This window comes from Achromobacter sp. UMC71 (assembly GCF_014170305.1).
GTDB lineage: Bacteria > Pseudomonadota > Gammaproteobacteria > Burkholderiales > Burkholderiaceae_B > Achromobacter.
This window is the reverse complement of sequence record NZ_LZZT01000036.1, coordinates 20,789-46,044: the sequence shown is the minus strand read 5'-3', so window position 1 is coordinate 46,044 and position 25,256 is coordinate 20,789. Positions and strand designations below refer to the sequence as shown.

At 69.9% G+C, this 25,256-nt stretch carries 27 protein-coding genes; 14 read left to right on the top strand and 13 right to left on the bottom strand.

The genetic code is table 11. The features are described from left to right. The first annotated feature begins 109 nt into the window (after positions 1-109). Positions 110-559, top strand: coding sequence for a helix-turn-helix domain-containing protein (locus A9974_RS17555; protein ID WP_183005446.1), 450 nt, complete (start codon positions 110-112; stop codon positions 557-559). Between the two features lie 42 nt (positions 560-601). Here the strand turns inward: A9974_RS17555 and A9974_RS17550 are convergent, their stop codons facing one another. From A9974_RS17550 to A9974_RS17535, 4 genes are all read right to left on the bottom strand, one after another. Then, positions 602-1,642, bottom strand: coding sequence for a pyridoxamine 5'-phosphate oxidase family protein (locus A9974_RS17550; RefSeq protein ID WP_255468216.1), 1,041 nt, complete (start codon positions 1,640-1,642; stop codon positions 602-604). Between the two features lie 71 nt (positions 1,643-1,713). After that, positions 1,714-2,343 (bottom strand): glutathione S-transferase family protein, encoded by a 630-nt coding sequence (locus A9974_RS17545; RefSeq protein WP_183005445.1) that lies wholly within the window; start codon positions 2,341-2,343, stop codon positions 1,714-1,716. Between the two features lie 156 nt (positions 2,344-2,499). Further along, positions 2,500-3,405 (bottom strand): LysR family transcriptional regulator, encoded by a 906-nt coding sequence (locus A9974_RS17540; RefSeq protein ID WP_183005444.1) that lies wholly within the window; start codon positions 3,403-3,405, stop codon positions 2,500-2,502. After that, positions 3,389-4,339: a LysR substrate-binding domain-containing protein gene (locus A9974_RS17535; RefSeq protein WP_220806002.1), complete on the bottom strand. Its 951-nt coding sequence runs from the start codon at positions 4,337-4,339 to the stop codon at positions 3,389-3,391. Before A9974_RS17535 ends, A9974_RS17540 begins: the two co-directional genes overlap by 17 nt. Positions 4,340-4,441: 102 nt before the next feature. Here A9974_RS17535 and A9974_RS17530 point away from each other — a divergent pair, with 102 nt between their 5' ends. Then, positions 4,442-5,776, top strand: coding sequence for an MFS transporter (locus tag A9974_RS17530; RefSeq protein ID WP_183005443.1), 1,335 nt, complete (start codon positions 4,442-4,444; stop codon positions 5,774-5,776). A gap of 10 nt (positions 5,777-5,786) precedes the next feature. Here A9974_RS17530 and A9974_RS17525 read toward each other — a convergent pair whose 3' ends face one another. Next, positions 5,787-6,680, bottom strand: coding sequence for a LysR substrate-binding domain-containing protein (locus tag A9974_RS17525; protein WP_183005442.1), 894 nt, complete (start codon positions 6,678-6,680; stop codon positions 5,787-5,789). 140 nt (positions 6,681-6,820) lie between these two features. Between A9974_RS17525 and A9974_RS17520 the strand changes: the two genes are divergently transcribed. Then, positions 6,821-7,480: a flavodoxin family protein gene (locus A9974_RS17520; RefSeq protein ID WP_183005441.1), complete on the top strand. Its 660-nt coding sequence runs from the start codon at positions 6,821-6,823 to the stop codon at positions 7,478-7,480. On the opposite strand, the gene A9974_RS17515 is transcribed toward A9974_RS17520, so the two are convergent. The 8 genes from A9974_RS17515 to A9974_RS17480 form a co-directional block, all read right to left on the bottom strand. Beyond that, on the bottom strand, positions 7,389-8,429 hold the full coding sequence (locus A9974_RS17515) for an alpha/beta fold hydrolase (protein WP_255468215.1): 1,041 nt from the start codon (positions 8,427-8,429) through the stop codon (positions 7,389-7,391). The genes A9974_RS17520 and A9974_RS17515 overlap by 92 nt on opposite strands. Before the next feature lie 121 nt (positions 8,430-8,550). After that, positions 8,551-9,411: an AraC family transcriptional regulator gene (locus tag A9974_RS17510; protein ID WP_183005440.1), complete on the bottom strand. Its 861-nt coding sequence runs from the start codon at positions 9,409-9,411 to the stop codon at positions 8,551-8,553. A 54-nt stretch (positions 9,412-9,465) separates the two neighbouring features. Beyond that, a complete protein-coding gene (locus tag A9974_RS17505; protein WP_183005439.1) occupies positions 9,466-10,425 on the bottom strand; it encodes a proline dehydrogenase family protein in 960 nt (319 codons plus the stop codon). Between the two features lie 166 nt (positions 10,426-10,591). Next, positions 10,592-11,506, bottom strand: coding sequence for a DMT family transporter (locus tag A9974_RS17500; RefSeq protein WP_183005438.1), 915 nt, complete (start codon positions 11,504-11,506; stop codon positions 10,592-10,594). Positions 11,507-11,715: 209 nt separating this feature from the next. Next, the gene (locus A9974_RS17495) at positions 11,716-12,963 is read right to left on the bottom strand and encodes a D-amino acid dehydrogenase (RefSeq protein ID WP_183005437.1); all 1,248 of its coding nucleotides are present in this window, start codon (positions 12,961-12,963) and stop codon (positions 11,716-11,718) included. Positions 12,964-13,197: 234 nt separating this feature from the next. Further along, entirely contained in the window at positions 13,198-13,635 is a 438-nt protein-coding gene (locus tag A9974_RS17490; protein WP_183005436.1) for an Rrf2 family transcriptional regulator, read from the bottom strand. A 19-nt stretch (positions 13,636-13,654) separates the two neighbouring features. Further along, positions 13,655-14,872, bottom strand: coding sequence for an NO-inducible flavohemoprotein (gene hmpA / locus A9974_RS17485; protein WP_183005435.1), 1,218 nt, complete (start codon positions 14,870-14,872; stop codon positions 13,655-13,657). Between the two features lie 110 nt (positions 14,873-14,982). Continuing rightward, the gene (locus A9974_RS17480; protein WP_183005434.1) at positions 14,983-15,627 is read right to left on the bottom strand and encodes a 4'-phosphopantetheinyl transferase superfamily protein; all 645 of its coding nucleotides are present in this window, start codon (positions 15,625-15,627) and stop codon (positions 14,983-14,985) included. A 134-nt stretch (positions 15,628-15,761) separates the two neighbouring features. On the opposite strand from A9974_RS17480, the gene A9974_RS17475 reads away from it, so the two are divergent. From A9974_RS17475 to A9974_RS17425, 11 genes are read left to right on the top strand one after another with little or no spacing between them, the layout of a single operon-like run. Beyond that, complete coding sequence (locus A9974_RS17475) at positions 15,762-16,499, top strand: beta-ketoacyl synthase chain length factor (RefSeq protein WP_183005433.1); 738 nt, start codon at positions 15,762-15,764, stop codon at positions 16,497-16,499. Then, positions 16,496-17,383, top strand: coding sequence for a 1-acyl-sn-glycerol-3-phosphate acyltransferase (locus A9974_RS17470; protein WP_255468214.1), 888 nt, complete (start codon positions 16,496-16,498; stop codon positions 17,381-17,383). Before A9974_RS17475 ends, A9974_RS17470 begins: the two co-directional genes overlap by 4 nt. A 44-nt stretch (positions 17,384-17,427) precedes the next feature. Further along, positions 17,428-17,688, top strand: a complete 261-nt coding sequence (locus A9974_RS17465) for a phosphopantetheine-binding protein (protein WP_183005431.1) — start codon at positions 17,428-17,430, stop codon at positions 17,686-17,688. Positions 17,689-17,704: 16 nt separating this feature from the next. After that, positions 17,705-17,959 (top strand): acyl carrier protein, encoded by a 255-nt coding sequence (locus A9974_RS17460; RefSeq protein WP_183005430.1) that lies wholly within the window; start codon positions 17,705-17,707, stop codon positions 17,957-17,959. After that, complete coding sequence (locus tag A9974_RS17455; protein ID WP_183005429.1) at positions 17,956-18,504, top strand: hypothetical protein; 549 nt, start codon at positions 17,956-17,958, stop codon at positions 18,502-18,504. Before A9974_RS17460 ends, A9974_RS17455 begins: the two co-directional genes overlap by 4 nt. Before the next feature lie 3 nt (positions 18,505-18,507). Next, positions 18,508-20,196, top strand: coding sequence for an AMP-binding protein (locus A9974_RS17450; RefSeq protein WP_183005428.1), 1,689 nt, complete (start codon positions 18,508-18,510; stop codon positions 20,194-20,196). After that, positions 20,183-20,956 carry a glycosyltransferase family 2 protein gene (locus A9974_RS17445; RefSeq protein ID WP_183005427.1) on the top strand — a complete coding sequence of 258 codons (774 nt, stop codon included), beginning with the start codon at positions 20,183-20,185 and terminating at the stop codon, positions 20,954-20,956. Before A9974_RS17450 ends, A9974_RS17445 begins: the two co-directional genes overlap by 14 nt. Further along, entirely contained in the window at positions 20,953-21,876 is a 924-nt protein-coding gene (locus tag A9974_RS17440; RefSeq protein ID WP_183005426.1) for a glycosyl transferase, read from the top strand. The genes A9974_RS17445 and A9974_RS17440 overlap by 4 nt, the downstream gene beginning before the upstream one ends. Continuing rightward, a complete protein-coding gene (locus A9974_RS17435; protein ID WP_183005425.1) occupies positions 21,869-22,312 on the top strand; it encodes a thioesterase family protein in 444 nt (147 codons plus the stop codon). Before A9974_RS17440 ends, A9974_RS17435 begins: the two co-directional genes overlap by 8 nt. Continuing rightward, the gene (locus tag A9974_RS17430) at positions 22,309-22,941 is read left to right on the top strand and encodes an outer membrane lipoprotein carrier protein LolA (RefSeq protein ID WP_255468213.1); all 633 of its coding nucleotides are present in this window, start codon (positions 22,309-22,311) and stop codon (positions 22,939-22,941) included. Before A9974_RS17435 ends, A9974_RS17430 begins: the two co-directional genes overlap by 4 nt. After that, positions 22,925-25,246 (top strand): hypothetical protein, encoded by a 2,322-nt coding sequence (locus A9974_RS17425; protein ID WP_183005424.1) that lies wholly within the window; start codon positions 22,925-22,927, stop codon positions 25,244-25,246. The genes A9974_RS17430 and A9974_RS17425 overlap by 17 nt, the downstream gene beginning before the upstream one ends. Positions 25,247-25,256: the final 10 nt, after the last annotated feature.

Genomic DNA, 25,256 nt, shown 5'->3' with positions numbered 1-25,256 from the left:
AAACTAGAATGCTAGGTTCAAAGGTTTTATAATGCAACTACTAATTTGGCATGTCCGCTGCCCGGCAGCGGGCGATCCCGCCGGCTTGGCCGGCAAAGGTCCGTACGACATGGTTAAACGCACCAGCCTTGAAGGCGCCTCCTGCCCGGTGGCGCGCTCGCTCGACGCCATCGGAGATTGGTGGTCGCTGTTGATCGTGCGCGACGCGTTCGATGGCCTGCGGCGCTTTGGCGAATTCCAGAAAAGCCTGGGCGTGGCCAAAAACATCCTCAGCGACCGCCTGCGCACGCTGGCCGCGCACGGCATCCTGGCCAGCGTGCCGGCATCGGACGGCAGCGCCTACCAGGAATACGTGCTGACGGAAAAAGGCCAGGCGCTGTTTCCCGTCATCGTCGGTCTGCGCCAATGGGGCGAAGACCACTACTACGGCCCCGCCGAAGCCCATTCCCTGCTGATCGACCGCAAGCGCGGCCAACCCGTCAAGCGGCTGGAAATCCATGCGCAGGACGGCCGCCTGCTGGGCCCGCACGACACCGTGGTGCAGAAGGTCGAAGGCTGATCCGGACAGCCCTCGGTCCAGCGGACCCGGCCCCGGCGGCGGCTACGGCATGCCCTGCGCCGCGACACCCCCCGGCCACTGGCCCGTCGCCAACGCGGTCGGCGAATAGCCGCCGAAGTGCCAGCGCAGCGCCAGCGCGCCCCGGCGCGTGCGCACCTGCCGCACATGCACCCGCCACAAGCGCTCGGCGCCTTCGAAGGCCGCGATCTCCGGGCTATCCAGCACAACCTCGGCGCGGCCGGACACCTGCAGCACGTCGCCACGCTCGAAGTCGATGAACAACAGGCCGGCGCGCGGATTCACCATCAGGTTGCCCAGCGTGTTGAAGAAGCGGTTGCCGGAGAAGTCCGGAATCGTCAGGGTGTCGCCATCGACCCGCACGAAGCCGGGCTTGCCGCCGCGATGCGAGACGTCGACCCGGCGCGCGGCGCCGGCCTCGCTTGGGGCTTGTGGGCTCGCGCCGGCATCCGTGTCGGCATAGCTGGCCACGAACAGGGTATCCGACCGCGTGATCAACGCGCGGTCCGCTTCGTCCAAACCGGTGCGCGGCTGCACCACCGCGGGAAAGCGCAGCGCGGGCGATCGCGAGAAATAGAACTCGCGCGCCTGGATGTACTGCGGGCAATTGCCGAACGATTCCCCCACCGTGATCGCAAAACGCTTGCCGTCCCAGGCGCTGATGCGGCCGTTCATGCGGTTGCGGCGGCGCGTGTGCAATTCGATGCCCAGCAGCGCCACCGCCTGGTCCGGTCCCAGGCCATCGCGCAGCGGATCGTCAGCGTCGGGCATGGCGGCCACTTGCAGCGTCATCGCGTCCGGCGAGCGCAGGAAACCGGGCTCGCCTTCCAGCACGCCGGCCCAGGGGTCGCCCTGCCCATCGACCGCGCCCGCCACCACGAACGGCAGTTGCTCGAAGAAGATCCGATGCTGGTCCGGCATGTGGTCGCGGATCACCTTGGCGCCGATCTGGGCCATGCGGTCCGCCATGCCGACGCGGGCCTGCAGGTCGCGCTCGCCTGCGTGCCAGGGCGCGGCGGGGGCCGGCGCATCGATCAAGGCAGGGTTCATTGAAGTGCGGTTCATGTCTTGCTCCTTGCGCGCGGCGGCGCCGAGAAGCGCCGCCGTCGGTAACGTCAAGCGAGGGGCGGACGGCGTCAGGCGGCCAGCAGGCCGACCGGCGACGACAGCATCGGCACGAATCCGGGCAACGCCTCGATCCGGCCCAGCCAGGCTTGCACCCGCGGATACGCGGCCAGCGACACATTGCCTTCGGGCGCATGCGCCACATAGGCATAGCAGGCCACGTCCGCGATAGTGGGGGCGGCGCCTGCCAGATAGCCGGTCGCGGTTAATTCCAGTTCCATCACGGCCAGCAAGGCATGCGCGCGGGTCAGCGTGGCCGGCACGTCATAGGGCGCGCCGAACAGCGTCACCAGCCGCGCCGCAGCGGGGCCGCCCGCCAGCGGGCCTGAGGCCGCCGACAGCCAGCGCTGCACCTTGGCTGCGCCCACGGCATCCTCCGGCAACCAGGCCTGGCCGTTGTAACGCTTGCACAGGTACACCAGGATGGCGGTCGAATCCGCGATCACCACGCCGTTGTCGTCGATCACCGGCACCTGGCCGAAGGCGTTCAGCGTCAGGAAGTCGGGCTGCTTCTGCGCGCCGCTGCGCAGATCCACCTCGACCACGCGGTGCGGTACGTCCAGCAGGGATAGCATCAGCGCAACGCGGTGGGCGTGGCCGGACAAGGGAAAACTGTAGAACGTCAGGGGCGCGGCGGACATGGCGGCATCTCAAGAAAGGGGAACAGGCCTTCATCTTGAACCGGCGCGGGCCGCCAGAGAACCGCCGGCGGACACAAGAGACTATTGCGAAAAACGGAGGGTGCCCCCCACAAGCCGTACGCGACGCGCTCGCCGCCCGGGGATGGCCCCATCCGTCTACACCGGCAACGCCGCCAGATCGCGCCGCAAGGCATCCACGCAAAAATCGACGAAGCTGCGGACCTTGGCCGAGCTTTTGCGGCCTTCGGGGTAGACGACGTGGACCGGCAGCGGCGGCAGTTCGTAGTCGCGCAGCACCACTTGCAGCGCACCGCTGGCCAGGTGGCGCGCCACCTGGTAAGACACTACCTGGGTCAGGCCCCAGCCCTCGCACGCGGCCTTGACCGCCGCCTGGAACGAGGTGACGGTCAATTGCGACGCCATCGGCAGGCGCCGCGGCTGGCCGTCCTGCAGAAAGCGCCACTGATTGCCGCGGCCTTCCATGGCCGCGGTGATGGTGCAGAACTGCGCCAGCGCATCGGGCGTGTCCGGCGTGCCAAAGCGCTGCAGGAAACCGGGCGACGCGCACACCACGCGGCGCACGTGTCCCACCGCGATGGCCGTCAAGGACGAGTCGGGCAGCGCGCCGATGCGCACCGCCACGTCCACGCCTTCGTCCATCAGGTTGACCACGCGGTCCACCAGCAAGGCGCGCACCGTGACTTCGCGATGCTCGCGCAGATACCCCAGCACCGCGGGCATGACGTGCAATTCACCGAACCGCGACGGCGCGGTGATATGCAACGACCCGCGCGGCGCGGCCATGGCCCCGGCGGCCGCGTCGTCGGCCTGCTCGACGTCGTCGAGGATGCGGCGGCAGTCGGCCGCGTAGCGCTGGCCGGCTTCGGTCAGGCGCAGGCTGCGGGTGGTGCGCACCAGCAGCAGCGTGCCCAAGCGGCGCTCCAGCGCCGCGACGCTGCGGGTCACCGCGGGCGCCGACATGGCCAGGCGGCGAGCAGCGGCGGCAAAGCTCTGGGCTTCGGCGACCGCCAGGAACACGCTCATTTCATGAAACCGGTTCAAGGCGGGCAGCCTCCGTAGCAATGATGCGGGCCGGCGGGCCAGGCAAGGCGGGCAGCGCGGCGACGCTGTCGCGTACGCATTGGCGCACGATGTCCGCCAGCGCGGCGGCGACGGGGCCGGGCCGGGCTTGGGCGCCATACAGCGACAAGGCCAGGCCGGGCAAGGACGGCAGCCCCTGTTCGCCCGGCGCCATCACCCGCAGGCTGGCGGGCAGGCCCAAGGGCGTGCGCACCATCACGCCCAGGCCGGCGCTGACCGCCGCCCACAAGCCCGCCAGGCTGGGGCTGATGAACGCCGACGTCCAGGCGATGCCGGCACGGTCCAGCGCGTCGGTGGCGCGGCTGCGGAACAGGCAGGGCGCCTCGAACGCGACCAGTGGCAAGGCGCCGTCGGCATCGCGGGCGACCGCCGCCCCCGCTGGACCAATCCAGCACATGGGCAATTCGGCCAGCCGGACCCCATGAGACCGTGCCGCGTCATGCTCCCAGGCCAGCGCCAGATCGAGTTCGCCGCCGGCAACGCGGTCAAGCAGGTCGGCATTGCGCGCCACGCGCGCCTCTATCCGGACCTGCGGATGGGTGCGCGCGAACTGGCCCAGCACCTGCGGCAAGAGGATTTCGCCGAAATCCTCTTGCAGGCCCAGGCGCACGCGGCCCTGCAACTGCGCGCCGCGCACCGCCACCGAGGCCTGGTCGTTCAATTCCAGCAGCCGGCGCGCGTAGGCCAGCATGGTCTCGCCGGCGTCGGTCAGTGCCAGGCCGCGCCCGGCCTTGCGCAGCAGCGGCACGCCGGCCTGCTCTTCCAGTTTTTTCAGTTGCGCGCTGACGGCGGACGTGGAGCGGCCCAGCCGGTCGGCCGCGCGGCCGAAGCTGCCCAGTTCCACGCCAGCCACGAAGCTGCGCAGCACGTCCAGGTCGAAGGTGACAGGCCGCATTTATTGTCCTGTTTTTCAAAACCTTTGATTGAATATTTCCTGATTTTCAGAATGATGTTACGGGCGCAGACTACGACGCGTCAATCCTGTCTGGAGCCCGCCATGTCTTCGTCCACGTTCACCGCCCCCGCCGCTCTGCCGGCCGTTCGCTCCGCCCACCGCTGGAAGGTGCTGGCGGTCGGCGTGGCAGCCAACGCCGCCTTCTCGGCCGCCGCCGCCGGCCTGCCGGCCAGCGCGGTATTCATGCGGTCGGGCTATCGGCTGGACAACGACCAATTGGGCCTGGCGCTGGGCCTGATGGGTCTGGGCGTGGCGTTGTTTGAACTGCCCTGGGGCATGCTGGCCGACCGCTGGGGCGACCGGCCCGTGCTGCTGGCCGGCCTGGGCGCAACCTCGGCGGCGCTGGCCTGGATGAGCCTGTATGCCGCGCCGGCCGGCGGCATGCCCCCCGCCTTGTGGCTGCTGGCGCTGGGCTTGCTGCTGGTCGGCGTCATGGGCGGCAGCGTCAATGGCGCCAGCGGGCGCGCCGTGATGGCCTGGTTCGACGAAGGCGAGCGCGGCCTGGCCATGAGCATCCGCCAGACCGCCGTGCCGCTGGGCGGCGGCCTGGGCGCGCTGACGTTGCCGTGGCTGGCCTCGCGGGTCGGCTTCGGCGCGGTGTTCGGGTTGCTGGGGAGCTTGTGCGCCGGGGCGGCGCTGCTGACACTGGGGTGGCTGCGCGAGCCCGAGCGCAAGCCAGCCGTATCGGCGCCGCGCACCGGGGAGGCCCAGGTCCACCCAGGCGCCAGCGTGACGCCCGCGACGTCCGGACGGTTGCCTGCGGCCCCGTCCCGCGACGTGCCCGCCAGCCCGCTGCGCGATGCCCGCGTCTGGCGCGCCGCGCTGGCCATCGGCCTGCTGTGCTGCCCGCAATTCGCGGTGCTGACTTTCGCCACGGTGTTCCTGCACGACTTCAGCGGCGCCGGCATCGCGACGCTGACGGCCGTGATGGTGGCGGTGCAATTGGGGGCCATGGTGGCGCGCATCGCCAGCGGCCGCTGGACCGACCGCCATGGCAACCGGCACGCCTATCTGCGCGGCTGCGCGTGGCTGGGTTTCTTGCTGTTCGCCGTGCTGGCCGGCGCGGCCTGGGCCGTGCGCGGCGCACCCGCCGACACGGGCGCGCGGGCGCTGGTGGCCTTGCTGCTGGCGGCGGCCGGCATCTGCGTGTCCGCCTGGCACGGCGTGGCCTATACCGAACTGGCCACGCTGGCCGGCGCCCAGCGCGCCGGCACCGCGCTGGGCCTGGCCAATACCTGCGTCTATCTGGGCCTGTTCCTGACGCCGCTGGCTTTGCCCCATCTGGTCACCGCCACCTCCTGGCCGCTGGCCTGGCTGGCGGCGGGCCTGGCGATGCTGGCGGCGCTGCCGCTGCTGCCCCGCCCGAAGCGGACATGACCCCAGACCGCTATTCCTTGAATTCCCGCCGCAGCCACGCCAGAAACGCCTTCACCGGCGGATGGCGCTCGCGGCCCGGCGCGCACAGCGCGGTGTAGGCCGAGCCCGCCACGCTGACCTGCGGCCGCAGCGGCACCAGCGTGCCGGCCTTGATGCTGTCGGACACCATCACCGAGCTGGCCAGCACCAGCCCCTGCCCGGCGATGGCCGCCTGCAAGGCGTAGTGCTCTTCCGTATACGCGTGCACCGATGCCGGCTTGCGCCACCCCGGCAGGCCCGCCGCGTCGCACCACTGCCGCCACCCTTCTTCGTACAGCGCCGAGTCGCGCCAGTGCACGGTCACCAGCGCCGGCTTGGCCCGGCCGGCGCGGCGCGCCTGCGCCACCAGCGCGGGCGCGCCGTAGACGCCGAACGATTCCTGCAAGGCGCAGGCCGCATACAGCGCCGGATAACGCCGGCTGCTGTAGCGGATCGCCACGTCGACGCTGGCGTCCTGCAGCAGGTCAATGACTTCGGCTTGCGTCGACAAGCGCAACTGATACTGCGGATAGGCCTGATGAAAGCGCCCCAGCCGCGGCACCAGCCACAGCGCGGCGAACGAGTGGGTGGTGGACAACGTCAGCGCGCCTGCCGCGCTGGCCGGGCGCAGGGCGTCCAGCGTCTGCGCGATATCCAGGAAGGCGCCGTGCGTGCTGGCGAACAAGCGCGCGCCGCTGTCGGTCAGGCGCACACCTTGCGGCACCCGGTCGAACAGCGCGACGCCCGCATGGCGCTCCAGCGCCTTGATCTGGTGCGACACGGCCGTGGGCGTGACGGACAGCTCGGCCGCCGCCAGCTTGAAGCTGCGCAGCCGCGCGGCGGCTTCAAACGCGCGCAAGGACGTCACGGGCAAGGAGGCAAACATGGCTGGCCTTGTGGATGAATTCAATTCATCTTAGCCAAGAAATTCTCGTTTGTCGTCGAGGTAGCGCCTTCGTAAATTGAAGGTCTCTATTGAATGCTTGCTTCTACCTTAGGCCCCTTCTCTCCATCGAGGCATTTCACTTGAATTCAGATCATCAACCCAAGCTGCTCATCCTGGTGGGCAGCCCGCGCCGCGACGGCAACAGCATGGCGCTGGGCACCGCGGCCCAACGCGGCGCACAGATGGCCGGCACGGCGGCCACGCTGCTGGTGCTGGACGACTACATCCAGCATTTCCTGCCGGACCTGCGCCACGCGCCCGCCCCCGATGACCGTTACGCCGAATTGTTCCTGGACCACTTCCTGCCGGCCGAAGGCGTGCTGTTCTGCACGCCGCTCTATTGGTACGGCATGTCGGCACAGACCAAGGCGTTCTTCGACCGCTCGTTCAGCCATTACGCCGGCTCGGGCCCCGAGCCGGAACGCGTCAAGGCGGCCATGGCCGGCAAGCGCCTGGGCCTGACCGTGGCCTCGGAAGAAACCTACCCTGGCGCCGTGCTGGGCGTGGTGCACCAAGTGCAGGAATTCGCCCGCTACACCCATGCCGATTTCGTCGGCTATGTGCATGGCGCCGGCAACCGCCGCGGTGAAATCGCGGCGGATCCGCGCACCCCCCTGCTGGCCGCCGAAATGCTGGGCGCCGAGTTCTTTACGCGGAAATACTCGGACTACCGGCTAGAGACGCCGCGCAGTCACAACGTATGGGCGTCACCCCCGCCACCCGCCGCTCCCCGCGGCTGAGCCAGCCCAGGGCGATCGGCCATAGCGCCTCGCGAAAGCGTTCGTGGAAGAACGCGAAATGACCGATGCCGTCCAGCCCCAGCGAGGCAGGCGCCAGCCGCAGATGCGTGCGGGCGCTGCCGGTGAAATACGCCAGCAGCCGGCTAATGGCGCCCTCGGTGCCGAATTCGTCGTCGGTCACGCCAAGCGCCAGGATCGGCGCCGTCACCGCCGCCATCGCGGCTTGGCGGCGGGCGGCATCGGCCGGCGCGCTGCGCGCCTCGAAGCGCGGGCCCATGAAGCTCCAGTCCCGCACGACGCCCCGCGGCGTGTCTTCCAGCCAGCCCAGCCGGCGTCCGGGAAAGTAGCCCAGGCAAACGGCCAGCAGCGGCATGGCCACATGCCACTTGGCCAGCATGCGCAGGCGCTTGCCCGGCGCGTAATCGCGCCAGTAGGCGTATTGCGCGCCCATGGTGAAGATGCGGCGCACGTGCCGCGCCGACGGCGCCAGGCCCGTGACGAAGCCGCCGATGCTGTGCGCCACCACGTCCACCGGCTGACCGGGGAAGTGGGTCGCCACGTACTGCAGCACGGCTTCGAAATCGCGCTCGCCCCAATCCATCCATGAAGCCTGGAAGCCCCGCAAGGAGGCGGGCCGCGATTCGCCGATGCCGCGGTAGTCGTAGGTCACCACGTCGAAGCCGTGCTGGTGCAGGTAGGCGGCGAAGCGCGCGTAGTAGCGGCAACGCACGGAGGTCGCGGCGTTGATGATTACCACTGGGCGGGGCATCCCGGGATGGGTCATCCCGGGATGCCCCGCATGTTCGCCCCCGGGGCCGGCACGCTCGGGGCGCGTCGCTTGCTTCGAGAAAGCATCAGTGTCAGCGCCATCCGCCTCGGCATGACGCCACACAAACCCGCCCAGCGCCATACCGTCCGCCGCGTGCAGCGTGATCCGTTGGGGTTCCATTTTCACATTCCCTTATAGCAATCGACAAGGCGTAATCAACATCCGAACATATCGATTAAAGCCGGTAAAAATCCAAGCATCAAACGATTATTCGTCGCTCATCGCATGACTTTTAAGAATGTCAAAACCCCACCGCCCGCGCCGCCGATTTGCACAACACGCCCGGCGGACTGCCGTAGACCTGCTTGAACACCCGGGTCAGGTGCGCCTGGTCCGCAAAGCCCACTGCTGCAGCCGCGTCGGCCAGCGGCAGGCCCCCGCGCAGCAGCGCGCGGGCGCGCGCCACCCGCCAGTTGCGCAACCAGGCCTGCGGCGGCAGGCCATAGCGGCGCGCGAACTGCTTGACCAGCGTGCTGCGGTGCTTGCCCTCGGCCCGGGCCAACGCTTCCAGGTCGGGCGCGCAGGCAGGGTCGGCGCGCATGCGCTCGAACAACAGCGCACAGACATCGGGAATGCGTGGCCCAGCCGCTGGGACCGCAGCGAAACCGGCGGCCGCGCCGCCGCCCTCGGCGCTGGCCTCGCCCGCCGCCCACCCGTGCGCCGCCAGCAGGCCGAACAACGCGGCCGACAGCCGTCCGCGACGCAGGGCGTCTTCCGTCTCGTCCGGCGCCAGCGTCGCCAGCCACTGCCCGCATAACGCCGCGTCGTGAATTACGGGCCCCGGCAATGTCAGGCCGCCATCGCGCAGCGCCAGGGCATGCTCCTGGAACCAGGCAGGCTCAATGTACGCCATGCGGTACGCCAGCAACCCGGCCGACGTGCCGCCGGTATGCACCTGCCCCGGTGCGATCACCACCAGATCGCCCTCGCCCGCCTCGAACGCCTGGCCGTGCACGGTGAAGGCGCAGCGTCCTTGGGCGATGGCGCCGATGGACCAGGCGTCGTGGAAATGCGCGTCATAGCGGTAGGCACGCAGGTCGGCGATCAGCACGTCGCCGGGCAGGCCCGCGCCGCAATGCCAGATATGTTGGGAAACCGCCATGAAAAGACCGCCAGGAAAAGGGCCGGGCGCCGGACCGCGGACATCCGCCAGCCCCTACCCGAAATACGCGCCGTCCGCCGCCAGCGAGCGGGCCAGCAGCCAGGCGTTGCGGGGATTTTCTCCCACCCGGCGGATGGCGTAGGGCCACCAGTCGGCGCCGAACGGCAGATAGACCCTGACGTTATAGCCCAGCCGGCGCAGCGCCAGCTGCCAGTCCGGCCGCACGCCGTAGAGCATCTCGAATTCAAAGGCGTCCGGCGCCCAGCCGCGCTCGCGCGCCAAGGCCATGATGGCGCCGGCCAGGCGGTCGTCGTGGGTGCCGAACACCGGCAGGAAGCCGGCTGCGCGCGCCACCGGCGACAGCATGATGGCGGCGGCGTCCAGATAGGCCTGGTCGATGCGGGCGCGCCCCTGGTGGTCCAGCGCGCGCTCGGGAAACGCGCCCTTCACCAGCCGCAGCGACGTACGCTGGGTGATGGCCCACGTCAGGTCTTCGGGCGTGCGGCGGCGGCGGGCCTGCAAGGTCAGACCCGCCGGCAGGCCCGCCTGCAGCAGTTCGCGGTGCAGGGCGCAGGTGCGGTCGCGGATGCCCGAGTCCTCCATGTCCAGCACCACCCAGTCGCGGCCCACGCCGGCCGCCTGCCGCGCCGCCTGTGCGATACGGATCGCGTTCTCGCGGCCCAGCGCGTCGCTGCACATGTAGCCGACGGCGGTAGGGTCGATGGACACGTGCACGTCCAGCCCGGCCTGGCCCAGGGCGGCGCAGGCCTGCATGGCCTGGCGCGTATTGTGCTCGACGGCGGCCGGGTCGGCCACGTACTCGCCCAGGTAGAACAGCGATGCGCGGATGCCGTGCGCCTCGCGCAGCCGGACCGCGGTGCGCACCGCGCCGGCAATATCGGCGCCGCCCACGAAACGCCGCGCCAGCGAGGTGCGCGCGGCCAGGGCGCGCATGGATCGGCCAATGCCCGGGCTGCGCGCCAGCGCGATGGCGGTTTTCTGGAAAAGGCTCATGGGCGCTCCGTTCAAAGAGAGCCACTATGCGGGGCCGGCGCCGGCCTGTCTTGAACAGGAGTGAATCCCGCCGCGGCGGGTCAAGCCGGCCCGGCGGGCAACCGCTACGCCCCCTGCCGAACCGGACTTTGCATGACCGCGGGCGCAGTGGCGCCAGCCCAACCCGTCACGCCTTGCCCGCGGCCAGCGTCGCGGCCCGGCCGCGGCCGTACAAGGGGCGCTGCACGGTCTGGGCCAGCAGCACGCCGGCCAGCGTCACCGCCCCGCCCAGCAGATGGTAGCCATGCAACTGCTCGCGCAGCAGCACGAAGGCGGCCAGCGCGGTAAAGAGCGGCAGCAGGTTGATGAAGATACTGCAACGGTTGGGGCCCAGGCGATGCACCCCTTCGATCCACAGGAACGACAGCAGCACCGACGAGAAAATGCCGGCGTACAGGATCAGCGGAATCGTCTTCATGTCCAGCGCGGCCTGCCCGGCCGGTACCCGCAGGTACAGCGGCAGCATGTACAGCAGCGCGAAGATCGACTGCACGAAGGTGGACTGCCAGGCCGGCACCGGCACCTTCCAGTGGCGCAGCAGCACGCCATACAGCGCATAGGAAAACGCCGCCAGCAGCATCAGGCCGTCGCCCACGTGGATGCCATGCTGGAACACGCTGAGCATGTCGCCCTGCCCGACCAGGTACAGCAAGCCCAGGAACGACAGCGCGCCGCCGGCCGCCATGCCCAGCGTCAGCGGATCACGCAGGATGACCACGCTGAGCAGCATGCTGAGCAGCGGAATCAGCGCGGTCAGGATCGCCATGTTGGTGGCGGTGGTGGTTTCTGCGGCGCGGTATGAAAGGGCCTGGAACAGCGCCGATGACAGCGCCCCGTACAGCGCCAGCTTGGGCCAGTGGCGCAGGATGGTCTTGCGGTTGCGCCAGGCCGGCGCGGCCGTGAACAGACCCATGATCGCCAGCGCCAGGATCAGCCGGTAGAAGGTGATGGCGGTTGGCGAGATGGCGCTGGCCGCCATCTTGGACACGATGACATTGCCCGCCCAGAACAGGATGGCGAACAACGGAAACAGGTAGGACATGATGGGTTCACTCGCAGGATAGGAATGGGCAAGTCCGCCGCGGCATCCCCTGCCGCACTGGCGGATGACCGCTATCCTATTGAGCGTCCGGACGCCCGTCTGCCGATGAACAGGCAGGGACTATCTAGAAATGGACATCCCATACCCTCCGCAGAAACCGGGGACCGGGCCGCGCGCCCAAAGCCCCGCAGCCATCAGGCCCCTCCCCCTCAAGGCCGGAAAGGCGCGGCGTCCAGCGGCGTCTCCAGCCCGGCCATCTGCGCCGTCAGCAGCGCGGCGCTGCCGCAAGCCAGGGTGAAGCCCAGCGCGCCCTGGCCGATGTTCAGCCACAGGTTGCTCGCGGCCGGGCTGGGCCCGATCAGCGGTTTGCCCGTGGGCGTGGCCGGGCGCAAACCGGCCCAGGGTACCGCCTGGCCCAGGTCCAGCGCCGGAAAGGCCTCGGCCACCTGCCGTTTGAGCAGCGCGATGCGCGCCGGATCGATATCGGCGTTGGCGCTGCCGATGTCGACCATGGCGGCGATGCGCAGCACCCCGCCCACCCGCGCGTACACGATGCGGCGTTCGTAGTCGGTGACGCTGATGCGCGGCGCGACCGTGTCGTCGGCGGCCAGCGGCACGGTCAGGCTGTAGCCCTTGAGCGGATACAGCGGTACGTCGTGCCCCAGCGGCCGCAGCAAGGCGCGCGTGCCGATGCCGGTGGCCAGCACCACGGCGTCTGCGCCGATGTCGCCGTCGCGGGTGTGCACCGCCACGATGCGGCGGCCTTCGCGTTGCAGGCCCGACACGGGGTTGGACATGGCGCATTGCGCATTGGGCAATGCGCGCAGGCGGTCGAACAGCGCCTGCGTGAACTGGCGGCAATCGCCCGCCTCTTCGCTGGGGGTGTAGATGGCGCCGGCCAGGCTGGCGCCCATGCCGGCCAGCGCCGGTTCGCGCGCCAGGGTCTGGGCGGCGTCCAGCACCTGCTGGTCGGAGCCGTGCGCCGCCTGGTAGGCCACCAGGGCGCGCGCCTTGTCCAGCAACGCCGCGCTGCGATAGGCAATGAGCTTGCCGTTCTTGAGGTGGCCGAATTCCAGGTCTTCCTGTTGCAGCAGCGCATTCATGGCATCGCGGCTGAGATAGGACAACGCCAGCAGCTGGGCCGTGGACTCGCGCGCCACCGACGCGCGGCAGGCCAGCGCGAACCGCAGGCACCAGCGCCACTGGTGTGGATCCAGCCGCGGACGGAACCGCAGCGGGGAATCTTCGCGCAGCAGCCAGCCGGGCACACTGGGCAGCACGCCCGGGCCGGCCAGCGGCGCCACATAGCTATAGCTGAGCTGGCCGCCGTTGGCGTAGCTGGACACTTCGGCCGGATGCGCGTTGGCGTCCACCAGCACCACGTCATGCCCCTGGCGCGCCAGGAAATAGGCCGACGTCACGCCCACGACTCCGGCCCCGATCACGCAAACGCGCATACCTGCATCCAAATGATTGATTGGCAACCGTTCTATTCTGGCGGGTGCGACGAGCGGTAGCAAATCACCAAGGCCGGGGCGGCCATAACCCGGACTCATGGCCGCGCCCAGGGGGGAGGCCGGCCTGCGCCTGATGCGCGACCCGCGGCCCATACAAACATGCGCAACACGGAGCGGCATTCATTCAGGCGCTCACCCTTCGGGCAGACCTGGCTCTTTTAGTATCAACAGGCCTTACGCCGCCCGGTGCAGCTTGATGATGGCCGCGGCCGTGGGGTCGCGCACCAGGTCGGCCAGCGTGTAGCCGTTCAGCGCCTCGTAGAAGGCCTGCAAGGTCTGCGCCAGCACGCCCGCCAGGCGGCAGGCGCCGTCCAGCGCACAAGGCGGCTCGCGGCAATCGATCAGGGGGCTCTGCTGCTCCAGTTCACGTACCAGGTCGCCCAGCCGGTAGCTGGCGGGCGCATGCGCCAGGGCCAGGCCGCCGCCTTTGCCGCGCGACGTGCTGACCCAGCCGCGCTGCGACATGAAGTGCACCACCTTGACCAGGTGGTTGCGCGACACGTCAAAGCGCGCGGCGATCTCCGGAATGGTGACCGCCGCGGGCCGGTCGCGGCATTGCGTCAGGTACATCAGGACGCGCAGGCCGAAGTCGGTGAATCGGGTCAGTTGCATGGCCGCCAGAATACACCGGTCAGGCCGGCGCGCCGCCGCTGCCGAAGGCCTCGGCATGGATCCGGTCGGCCGCCACGCCCAGTTCCAGCAGGGCCTCGCGCTGGGCCCGCATGAAGCCGGCAGGTCCGCACAGGTAGTAATCGGCGCCGGGCACGATCGCCTGGTCGCGGATGACGCGCAGGTCGACCCGGCCGGCATAGTCGTAATCCTGGCCTGGCCGATCACCGCTGGCGACCGCTTCGTAGAACACCGCCTTGCGCACGTTGCCGCGCGCCTGGGCGACCGCGTTGACGTGGTCTTTCATGGCATGCGCCGCGCTATCGCGGCAGCCATGCACGAAACGGATCTGGCGCGGATCGTCCGTGGCCACCAAATGATTCAGGATCGCCACCATGGGCGTCAGGCCCACGCCGCCGCTCAGCAGTACCACGGGTGCGGCATTGTCTTCGCGCAGGTGGAAATCGCCCTGCGGCGGCGCCACGTCCAGCACGTCGCCTTCCCGCAGGCGGTCGTGCAGCGCATTGGATACCCGGCCGGCGGGCGTATCCACGCCGGCGGCCTCGCGTTTGATGGAAATGCGCAGGCGGTCTTGCCCCGGCGCGTCCGACAGGCTGTATTGGCGCGGCTGCATCAGGCCCAGTTCCGGCACGTAAATGCGCACCGACACGTATTGGCCGGGCCGGTACGCCGGCACCGCGCCGCCATCGGCCGGCGCCAGGTAGAACGAGGTGATGCCGGCGCTTTCCGGCTGCTTGCCGACCACCCGGAACGCGCGCCAGCCCGTCCAGCCGCCCGGTTTGGCGGCCGATTCTGCGTACAGCCGCGCCTCTTCGGCGATCAGCATGTCGGCCAACTGGCCGTAGGCGGCGGCCCAGGCATTCACCAGTTCATCGGTGGCGGTCTCGCCCAGCACTTCGCGGATCGAGGCCAGCAGGTGGCGGCCCACGATCGGGTAATGCTCGGGCCGGATGCCCAGGCTGACGTGCTTGTGGACGATGCGCGTCACCACGGGCGCCAGCACCGACGGGTCGTCGATGTGCTCGGCGTAGGCCGCCACCGCGCCGGCCAGCGCCTGCTGCTGCTCGCCACCCGCCTGATGGCCCTGGTTGAAGACATGCTTGAGTTCCGGATTGCCCGCGAACATGCGGGCATAGAAGTGACGGGTCAGCGCCACGCCATGGACTTTCAGGACCGGGGCCGTGGCCTTGACCAGGGTGCGGATTTGCGGACTCAACATGGACTGCTCCTTGCGCGGAGGATGGGCGGGCGGATCGCCGCGGCATCCTGTTTTAAAGATGTATTAATAATACATGTTTAACTGCGGCGCGCAAAACCATCAGGCGCCAATCAGCCGGCGCTGCCCTCCCACTGCCCCAGGAATTGGCGCGTCGGCAGGTCGCAACCCACCGCCGCCCGCCAGGTGATGCGAGCCTGCTCACCCGCCGCGGCGCGCCAGGCGGCGGCGGCCACCCACTCGTCGCCAAGCTGCCAGCAGGCAGCCTGCCACCGCCCCGGCGGCGGCCGCAACGCCAGCGCGCCCGAGGGTTGCGGCGTCAGGCCGACCGAGGCCATATCCGCGGGAAAATCCAACCCCGCGGCTTTGATGAAGGCTTCTTTCAGTGTCCAGAGCAGATAGAACCGCACTTGCCGCAAGGGCGCGTCGGCTTGGCGTAGCCAGGCCTGCTCAGCCCCGCTGCAAACCCATGCGGCCAAGGCGTCCAGGTCGCGCGGCCGCATGCGTTCAAGGTCGGCGCCAATGGCCCAGTCAACCGGCGCCTGCGCGCACAAGGCGTGGCCGCCGCTGTGGCTCAGGGATAGCGCGTGGGGGGTGGGGGCGGGGCTGGCGGCCCGCAGGTGCTGCAGCAGCGCGCGGCTGACGCGCCAGTCCACTCGGGCCTTGGCCGAACGGATCTCCGACGCCCGCCGGGCGTCCTCGGGCGATAGCGCCTGCGGCTGATAGTAATCAGCCGCGCTTTGGCACGCCCACCCCATTAAAAGTTCCCGGAATTCCACGTGATTAAGTAACCAATTGATAGAACGGTGTGTAAAATCCTTGACCTTCATAGCGTTCCAGTAACGCCTGAAAACAATTAACTCGTTTGCGATCATAGTAAGATCGCGCGCTTATGCTGACCTTCTCAATCGCGCAGTGGCAGGGTTGGACATCGGGTATTGAAGACGCGAGCAGCTGGAAGCATTGGGCTGAACATCCTTATTGTCCCGTTGGAGAAGTCTGCCCGCCCCGCCTGGAATTCTTACCGCCGATGCAACGCCGTCGCCTCAGCCCGATGGCGCGCGCGGTGTTTGAGTGCGCCTGGCCGGTAGCTGAAGGCCAGCCGCCCATGCCCCTGGTGTTCGCGTCGCGCCACGGAGAAACCACCCGCAATTTCGGCCTGCTGCAATCGCTTGCCGCCGCCGAACCGCTGTCGCCCACCGCGTTCGGCCTGTCGGTGCATAACGCCATTGCCGGGCAGTGGTCGATCATACGCCGCGAAACCACCGAATCCGTCGCGCTGTCGGTCGAAGACGACGGATTGGAACACGCTTTCCTGGAAGCCGGACTGCTGCTGGCCGGCGGCCACCCCGAAGTGCTGGTGGTGCTGGCCGAGGAACGGCCGCCCGCGCCGTATTTACCCTGGATCGACGACGTGCCCTTTTCGTACGCCGCGGCCTTCCGCCTGCGCGCGGGCGCCGATTGGCGGCTTGAAACCGCGCCCGGCGCCGATGCATCCCGGCAAGCCGCTGCCGGCGCGCCGCAAGCCTGGCCCAATACGCTGAACCTGCTGCGCCACCTGGCGCTGCAAACCCCTACCTGGCGGCATGCGAACCGCGCCCGCCAATGGCTCTGGACCCGCTCGGCATGACGCCCTCCCGCCTGACGCCCGCTCCCGCAGCGCCCGCCCTGCCCCGCCAGGACTTCTGGCTTTGGCGCCTGGTCGCCACCGCCATGGCCTTCACCATGTTCGGCCTTGGCGGATTGCTGCTGCGCCTGGTGGTGTTTCCGCCGCAGCGCCTGATTCCCGGCAATGCCGCCGACCGCCAGCGCCGCGCGCGCTGGGCGCTGAACGGCACCTTCCGCTTCTTCATCCGCTTCATGGTGCGGGTGGGCATCCTGACCGTTGAATTCAAGGGCGCCGACCGCCTGGGCAAACCGGGCCAGATGATCCTGGCCAACCACCCGTCGCTACTCGACGTGGTATTCCTGGTGGGCCACGTCAAGAACGCCAACTGCATCGTCAAGCACGGCCTGGCCACCAACCCGTTCACGCGCGGCCCCATCAGCAACGCCGGCTACATCACCAACGACGAAAGCTTCGACATGTTCGACCGCGCCGCCGACGTGCTGCGCAATGGCGAAACGCTGATCGTCTTTCCAGAAGGCACCCGCACGCCGCCCGACCGCCTCCCGCAGTTCCACCGCGGTGCCTGCGCCATCGCCCTGCGCGGCGCGCGCGTGGTGACGCCGGTGGTCATCCGCATGAACCCGCGCAGCCTGACCAAAGGCGAGCCCTGGTACCGCATTCCGCCGTGCCGGATGCGCTATGTCATTCAGGTCGGCGACGACATTGATCCCGCAACATGGTCCAATGCGCACCCGCTGCCCATTGCCGGCCGCAAGATGAATGATTACCTGCACGCGTATTTCGAAGCCGAACTGACGCGTGACACGCAGGCCGGCGCGATGGCGGCCAGCCCTGGGCCGGCCGCCGAGGCAAGCGCCGCCAAGCCCGACAACGAACACGCCTGATAACGAACAAGCGCCAAAAAGCGCCGCAAGTGGAGTCCCGCAGGATGAATCAACTGGAAACCGAGCTCAAGACACTCGTCATCGAATCCCTGGGCCTGGAAGACATCGCCCCCAACGACATCGACCGCGAAGCCAGCCTGTTTGGCGACGGCCTGGGCCTGGACTCGGTGGATGCGCTGGAATTGGGCCTGGCGCTGCAAAAGCGCTACGGCATCGCCATCGACCCCGAAACGCGCAACATGCGCGAGCACTTCGCCAGCATTGCCAACCTGGCCGAATTCGTCGCGGCCCAACGCCGCAACTAAGGCAATGGAGTTGACTATGCAGACCCGCGACGAAATCTTCAACACGCTGCGCGACGCGCTGAGCGAATTGTTCGAGATCGAACCCGAGCGCATCACGCCGCAGGCGCACCTGTACACCGACCTGGAAATCGACAGTATCGACGCCATCGACCTGATCGACCACGTGCGCCGCCAGACCGGCCGCAAGCTCGACGCCAACGACTTCCGCAGCGTGCGCACGGTCGAAGACGTGGTGCAGGCCATGTGCAACAAGCAGGACACCGCCGCATGAAGCGTGGCCTGGCGCCCGCCCTGGTCGTGGCCGGCCTGGCCTACCCCTTCGTCGTGCATGCGACGCTGGGACGGGTCAGCGCGGCCTGGCTGGCGCTGCCGCTGGCCGCGCTGTGGCTGGCGCGCGGCCTGGGCCGCGGCGCCGACGCGCCGGGCGGACGTCTGCTGCCCTTGGCCGCGGTCGTGTTCTGCCTGGTGCTGGCGATGTCCAATTCGCAAGACTGGCTGCGCTGGTACCCCGTGACGATCAACGCCATGCTGCTGATCGTCTTCGGCGCCAGCCTGCGTCACGGCCGCCCCGTGATCGAACGCCTGGCGCGCCTGCGTCACCCCGATCTGCCCGCGGCCGGCGTGCGCTACACGCGCAACGTCACGCGCGTCTGGTGCGGTTTTTTCGCCGTCAACGGCGCCATCGCCGCGGCGTTGGCCGCCTGGGGCCCCTGGAGCTGGTGGACCGCCTACAACGGCGCGATCAGCTACGGGCTGATGGGCCTGCTGATGGGCGGCGAATGGCTGCTGCGGCCCGCCGCGGCAAAGGCGGTCTGAGCGGTGACCTGGATTCCCCTGACGCATCTGCTGCTGCCAGCCGGCCACGCGCCGGTCGCCGACGAACCGCCTTTTACGCGGGCCGCTTTCGCCGCGCAATGCCTGGCCATGGCGGGGTCCCTCAAGGCCCGCGGCACGCGCCGCGCCGCGCTCTGGTTCGACGATGCGGCGGCCCTGGCCACCGCCTTGTTTGCCTGCTGGCGCGCGGGCGTCACCGCCGTCTTGCCCGGCGACGCGCGGCCCGAAACCTGCGCCTTGCTGGACGCCACCGTCGATGCCTGGCTGACGGATACCGATCTGCCGCCCACAGCCAGCCGCGCCTGGCGCCTGGACGCGCTGCACGATGCGCCGGCGCTGCCGCCCATCGCGCTGGATCCGGCGCAGGCGCTGGTGCTGTGCACGTCCGGCTCCAGCGGCACGCCCAAGCACATCGAGAAAAGCTGGGGCCAGCTGGCGCGCGAGGTCGACGCCCTGCAACGCCAATGGCCCGACGCCACCGGCCCGGTGCTGGGCAGCGTGTCCGCCCAGCACATGTACGGCCTGCCGTTCCGGGTGCTGTGGCCGCTCGCTGGCGGCCGCCTGATCGACCGTCGCCAGCGGCACTACCCCGAAGAACTGCAGCAGGCCAGCCTACGCCACCCCGCGTTCACCTGGATCGCCAGCCCCGCGCTGCTGCGCCGCCTGGGCGACCGGCTGGACTGGGCCCAGTTGCGCGGCCGCCTGGGCCGCATCTATTCATCGGGCGGCGCGCTGCCGCCCGAGGTCTCGGACGCCATCGGCCAGCACCTGGGCCTGCGTCCCACAGAGATCTACGGCAGCTCCGAAACCGGCGCCGTGGCCTGGCGCAGCGGCACCGGTCCGTGGCAGCCCCTGCCCGGCGTGACGGTCAGCCTGGATGCGCAAGGCGCGCTGCGCGTGGCCTCGCCCTGGGTCGAGGCTGCCGACGAACAGACGGCTGACGGCGCCGACCTCGCGGCAGACGGCTTCCGGCTGCTGGGACGCCTGGACCGGATCGTCAAGCTCGAAGAAAAACGCATTGCCTTGCCCATGATCGAACAGGCGCTGGCGCGCCACCCCTTCGTCGCCGAGGCCCGCGTGGGCCGCAAGGCGGGCGCCACGCGCCTGACAGCGCTGGTGGCCTTGTCGGCCGCCGGCCTGCACGCGCTGCGCAACCAGGGCCGCGCCGCCGTGGTCGATGGGCTGCGCCAGCACCTGGTGGCGGGCCTGGAATCGCTGGCCATTCCGCGCAGCTGGCGCCTGATGCGCCAGTTGCCCTGGAACGCCCAGGGCAAGATGCCGCAGGCCGACTTCGACATCGCCGCCGGCGAACGCCCGCTGCATCCGGCGGCCGACAGCCTGCCGGCCGCCACCGCCGACGAACGCCGCTACCGCGTCGAGATTCCGTGCGACCTGGCCTACTTCAGCGGCCACTTCCCCACCGCGCCTGTGGTGCCCGGCGTGGCCCAGATCACCTGGGCCCTGTCACTGGCGCAACGCGACCTGCAGCCCGGTCTGGGCTTTGCCGGCATGGAAGCGCTGAAGTTCCAGCGGCTGCTGCGCCCCGGCGACGTGGCCGAGCTGGCCCTGCGCTGGGACGCCGGCAAGCAGAAGCTGTATTTCGCCTACACCCTGGACGGTGCGCCCTGCTCGTCCGGCCGCGTGCTCCACGGAAACCGCCATGACGCCGCATAAGCTCTGCGCGGTCATCCCCGTCTACAACCATGGCGCCACCGTGGCCGCGGTGCATGCGCAACTGGCGGCGCTGGGCCTGCCCTGCGTACTGGTGGACGACGGCTCGGCGCCGGACTGCGCCGCCGCCCTGGACACGCTGGCCGCCCTGCCCGGCACGCACCTCGTGCGCCGCGCGCAGAACGGCGGCAAGGGCGCCGCGGTGCAAGACGGCCTGCGCGCCGCGCGCGGCCTGGGCTACACCCATGCGCTCCAGGTAGACGCCGACGGCCAGCATGCCCTGACCGACGCGGCGCTCTTCGCGCAGGCCTCGCGGGCCCAGCCCCAGGCCGTCATCTGCGGCGCGCCGGTATACGGCGACGACGTGCCGCGCAGCCGGCTCTACGGCCGCTGGCTGACCCGCGTGTGGGTCTGGATCAACACGCTGTCGCTCGACATCCCCGACGCCATGTGCGGTTTCCGGGTCTACCCGCTGGACCCGGTTCTGCAGGTCATCGACGGCGCGCAGGTCGGCCGCCGCATGGACTTCGACATCGCCATCCTGGTGCGGCTGCATTGGCGCGGCGTGCCCTTGGCCTGGCTGCCGACCCGCGTGATCTACCCCGAAGGCGGCGTATCGCATTTCAAGGCATTGCGCGACAACGTCCTGATCAGCCGCATGCACGCCCGCCTGTTCTTCGGCATGCTGCTGCGCGCGCCTGCGCTGCTGCTGCGGCGCCTGGCTAAAAGCGTGCGCCCCCAGGCCAAAGGCGCTCGTCCATGACCGCCGCCGATCCTCACTGGGCCGACCAGCCCGAACGCGGCAGCCCCGCGCTGCTGCGCCTGACCGCCTGGGCCGCGCGCAACATCGGCCGCCGCGCGGTGGCGCCGGTGGTGTGGGTGGTGGTGCTGTATTTCTACACCTTTGGCCCCCGCGCCCGGCGCGCCATCGGCGCCTACCAGCGCCGGCTGGCCCGCGCGGGCGGGCTGGCCGCGCCGCTGCCCCAGTCGTTCCCGGTCTACCGCCAGTACCTGGCGTTTGCCCAGGCCTTGCTCGACAAGCTCGACGTCTGGCAAGGCAAAATCGGCATGGCCGACCTGGACATCGCCGACCCCGACGGCCTGCACGCGCAGATGGGCGCGGGCCGCGGCCAGATCCTGGTGGGATCGCACCTGGGCAACATCGAAGTCTGCCGCGCGCTGGCCGAACAATCCGGCCTGCTCAAACTGAACGTGCTGGTGCACACCAAGCACGCCGTCCACTTCGGCCGCTTGCTGGACGAAGCCGGCGGCGGCCTGCGCATGATCCAGGTCAGCGAACTGGACGCCGGCGTGATGCTCGATCTGGCCCAGCGGCTGGACCGCGGCGAATGGCTGGCCATCGCCGGCGACCGCGTGCCGCTGGCCGGCGACCGCAGCACCCAGGTCAATCTGCTGGGCGACGCGGCGCTGCTGCCGCAAGGCCCGTGGCTGCTGGCCGGCCTGCTGCGCTGCCCCGTCAACCTGCTGTTCTGCACCCGCCACGGCGCGCGCTACCGCGTAGCCATGGAGCGCCTGTGCGACGGCATCGAATGGACCCGCGCCACGCGCCAGACGCAAATCGCGCACTGGACGCAGCGCTACGCCGACCGCCTGGGCGCGCACTGCCGCCAGGCGCCGCTGCAATGGTTCAACTTCTACCCCTTCTGGAAAGACGATGCGTAAACGTGGCGCCCTGGGCGCGGAAGTCGAAATCCGGGTGCCTTTCTACGACGTCGATTCCATCAACGTCGTCTGGCACGGCCATTACGTCAAATACCTGGAAGAAGCCCGCTGCGCGCTGCTGGACAGCCTGGGCTACAACTACGACGCGATGCGCGCCAGCGGCTACGTGTGGCCGGTGATCGACCTGCAATTGCGCTACGCCCAGGCGGCGCAATTCGGCCAGCGCCTGGTGGTGCGCGCCGAGCTGGTCGAATGGGAAAACCGCCTGAAGATCAACTATCTCATCCGCGAAGCCGCCAGCGGCCAGCGCCTGACCCGGGCCAGTTCCGTGCAGGTGGCCGTCTGCATGGCCACCCGCGAAATGCAGCTGGCCTCGCCCGCGGCCCTGGTGGACGCGGTGCGGCGCAAGCTCGACGCCGAGGACTCGCCCGCATGATCCGCTTCCTTGCTTTGATGACGCGTCCGCTGATGCAGCGCCTGCTGGTCTGCCTGGCCCTGGCCGTACTGCCCTGGAGCGCCCGCGCCTTCAGCCTGAACGACCTGCAACTGCAACTGCGCGCCACCCCGATCGTGCGCGGCCATTTCGTGCAGCAGAAATTCCTGCGCTCGCTGCCCCAGCCCCTGACCAGCCGCGGCGACTTCACCCTGGCCACCGGCCGCGGACTGCTGTGGCTGCTGCGCAGCCCCATCGCCCAGGACCTGCGCATCAGCGCCGACGGCATTGCGCGCCGGGGCCCCGACGGCACCTGGCAGGCCCTGCCGCAGCATACTGGCGCCGGCCGCGAAAACCGCCTGTTCCTGTCGGTGCTGGCCGGCGATACCAGCGGCCTGCGCGAGAACTTCGACCTGACCCTGACCGGTGATGCCGGCGCCTGGCAGCTGATGCTGCAGCCGCGCTCGGTGCTGCTGCGCCAGATCTTCGACAACATCCAGATCAACGGCGGCAAGCTGGTCGACCGCATCGAACTGCGTGAAGTCCAGGGCGACCGCAGCGTGCTGCAGATGACCGACGCCGTCGCGGCCGACGCGCTGACGCCCGAGGAGCAACGTGCCTTTGCCGATTGAACGCTGGCTGCCGCGGCTGTTCAAGCTGGGGCTGTTGCTGCTGCTGTGCCTGGGGGCATGGCAGTGCCGCAACGGCTGGCCGGTGTCGGCCAACCTGATGGAACTGGTGCCGCAGGCGCAAGCGGACGCCACCCGTCAATTGGCCGAAGCCCGCATCCAGGAGCCCCTCAGCCGCCAGTTGGTGGCGCTGGTGGCAGCCCCCGCCGGCGGCGACAGCGCCGGCGCGGCGCGGCGGCTGGCGCAGCGCTGGCAGCACAGCGGCCTGTTCGAGTCGGTGCTGGTCGATATGGACATCGACATGCAAGACCTGCGCACCCGCCTGCTGGCCAGCCGCCTGGCGCTGCTGACTCCGGTGCAGCGCCAGCAGCTGCTGCAGGACACGCCCGCCTTCGCCGAACGCCGCGCCCGCGAACTGGTCGACCCGTTTTCGTCGTCCAGCGCGGTGCCGGTCAACCAGGACCTGCTGGGCCTGACCCGGCTGGGCGAGCTGGCGCTGCGCCCCGGCGGCGCGGTGCAGTACGACGTGGCCACCGGCACGCTGCTGGCCGAAAGCGCCGGCCGCTCGTGGGTGCTGGTGCGCGCCACCACCCGCGAAGACGCCTTCGACAGCAATGCCCCCGCGCGCATCGCCGCGCAGATCGACCAGGACCGCCAGGCCCTGGCCGGCGCCGACCTGCTGGTGGCCGGCGGCGCGCTGTACGCGGCGGCGGGCCGGGCGCAAGCCGTGGCGGAAAGCGGCTGGATCGGCGGTATCGCGGTGGCTGGGATCGTGCTAGTGCTGCTGCTGGCGCTGCGCCGCTGGCAGGCGCTGCTGGCGTTGGCCCCGGTCGTCGTGGGCCTGCTGGCCGGCACCGTCGCCTGCGTGGCCGTGTTCGGCTCCATCCACGTACTGACGCTGGTGATCGGCGCCAGCTTGATCGGCGTGGCGGTCGACTTCCCGATGCACTGGCTGGGCAAAAGCTACGGCATGCCCGACTGGCGCGCCTGGCCTGCCTTGCGCCGCGTGCTGCCGGGCCTGACCATCAGCCTGGCGGCCAGCCTGGTCGGCTACGTCGCGCTGGCGTTCACGCCCTTTCCCGCCCTGACCCAGACCGCGGTGTTCTCGGCCGCCGGACTGCTGGGCGCCTACGCCTGCACCGTGTGCCAGCTGCCCGCCTGGCTGCGCAGTTTCCGCCCCCGCCCCTGGACGCCGCTGTTGCGCGTCGCCCAGGCCGCGCTGCAAGCGCGCGAACGCCTGGCCGGACGCCGCCGCGTGCTGTGGGCCGGCGCCCTGCTGCTGGCCGCCGCCGCGGCCGGCGGCATCGCGCGGCTGAACATCCAGGACGATCTGCGCCAATGGCTCAGCCTGCCCGCGCCGTTGCTGCAACAGGCGCGCCAGATCGGCGAGATCACCGGCTTCATGCCGACCAGCCAGTTCTTCCTGGTGCGCGCGCCCGATACCGACGAACTGCTGCGCCGGCAGGCGCAGGTGGCCCGCCAGCTCGATACCCTGGTCGCCGCGGGCGGCCTGCAGGCCTACACCGCGCTCAGCCAGCGCGTGGCGCCCGTGGCCGAACAACAGGCCACCGCCGCCGCCCTGGCCAAACTGGCTGGCCAGCCCGATGCCTGGCGCGGCCTGACGGATATCGGCGTGCCCTTCGATGTCGTCAAGCAAGAGCTCATGACCCTGTCGGCCCTGCCCTCCGTCAGCATCGATGACGCCATGCAAGGCCAGGCCGGCGAACGGTGGCGCCCGCTGTGGCTGGGATGGCACGATGGCGAGGCCGCCGGCATGGTCACGCTGTTGGGCCTGCGCGACCCCGCCGCCCTGGCCGCCATCGCCCAGGCCGCGCCCGGCGTGACGCTGGTGGACCGCAGCGGCGAACTGAACCGCATGTTCACCGCCACCCGCATCGAGGCCGCCGAACTCAAGCTGCTGTCGTATGGCGTGGCGGCGCTGCTTCTGTGCCTGACGCTGGGGCGCGCGGCCGCCTGGCGCATCCTGGCCGTGCCGCTGGCCGCCACCGCCTGCAGCCTGGCCGCGCTGGGCTACCTGGGCCAGCCGCTGACGCTGTTCAGCCTGTTCGGCCTGCTGCTGGTGTCGGCCATCGGCGTCGATTACGCCATCTTCATGTACGAGCGGGTCGCCGGTGCGGCGGCCAGCCTGGTGGGCATCCTGTTGGGCGCGCTCACGACCCTGTTGTCGTTCGGCCTGCTGGCCGTCAGCAGCACCCCCGCCATCGCCAACTTCGGCATGGCGGTGGCGCTGGGCGTGGCCTTCTCGCTGCTGTGGGCGCCCTGGATCCGCCCCCCGCGCAAGGCTTGAACCCTGCATT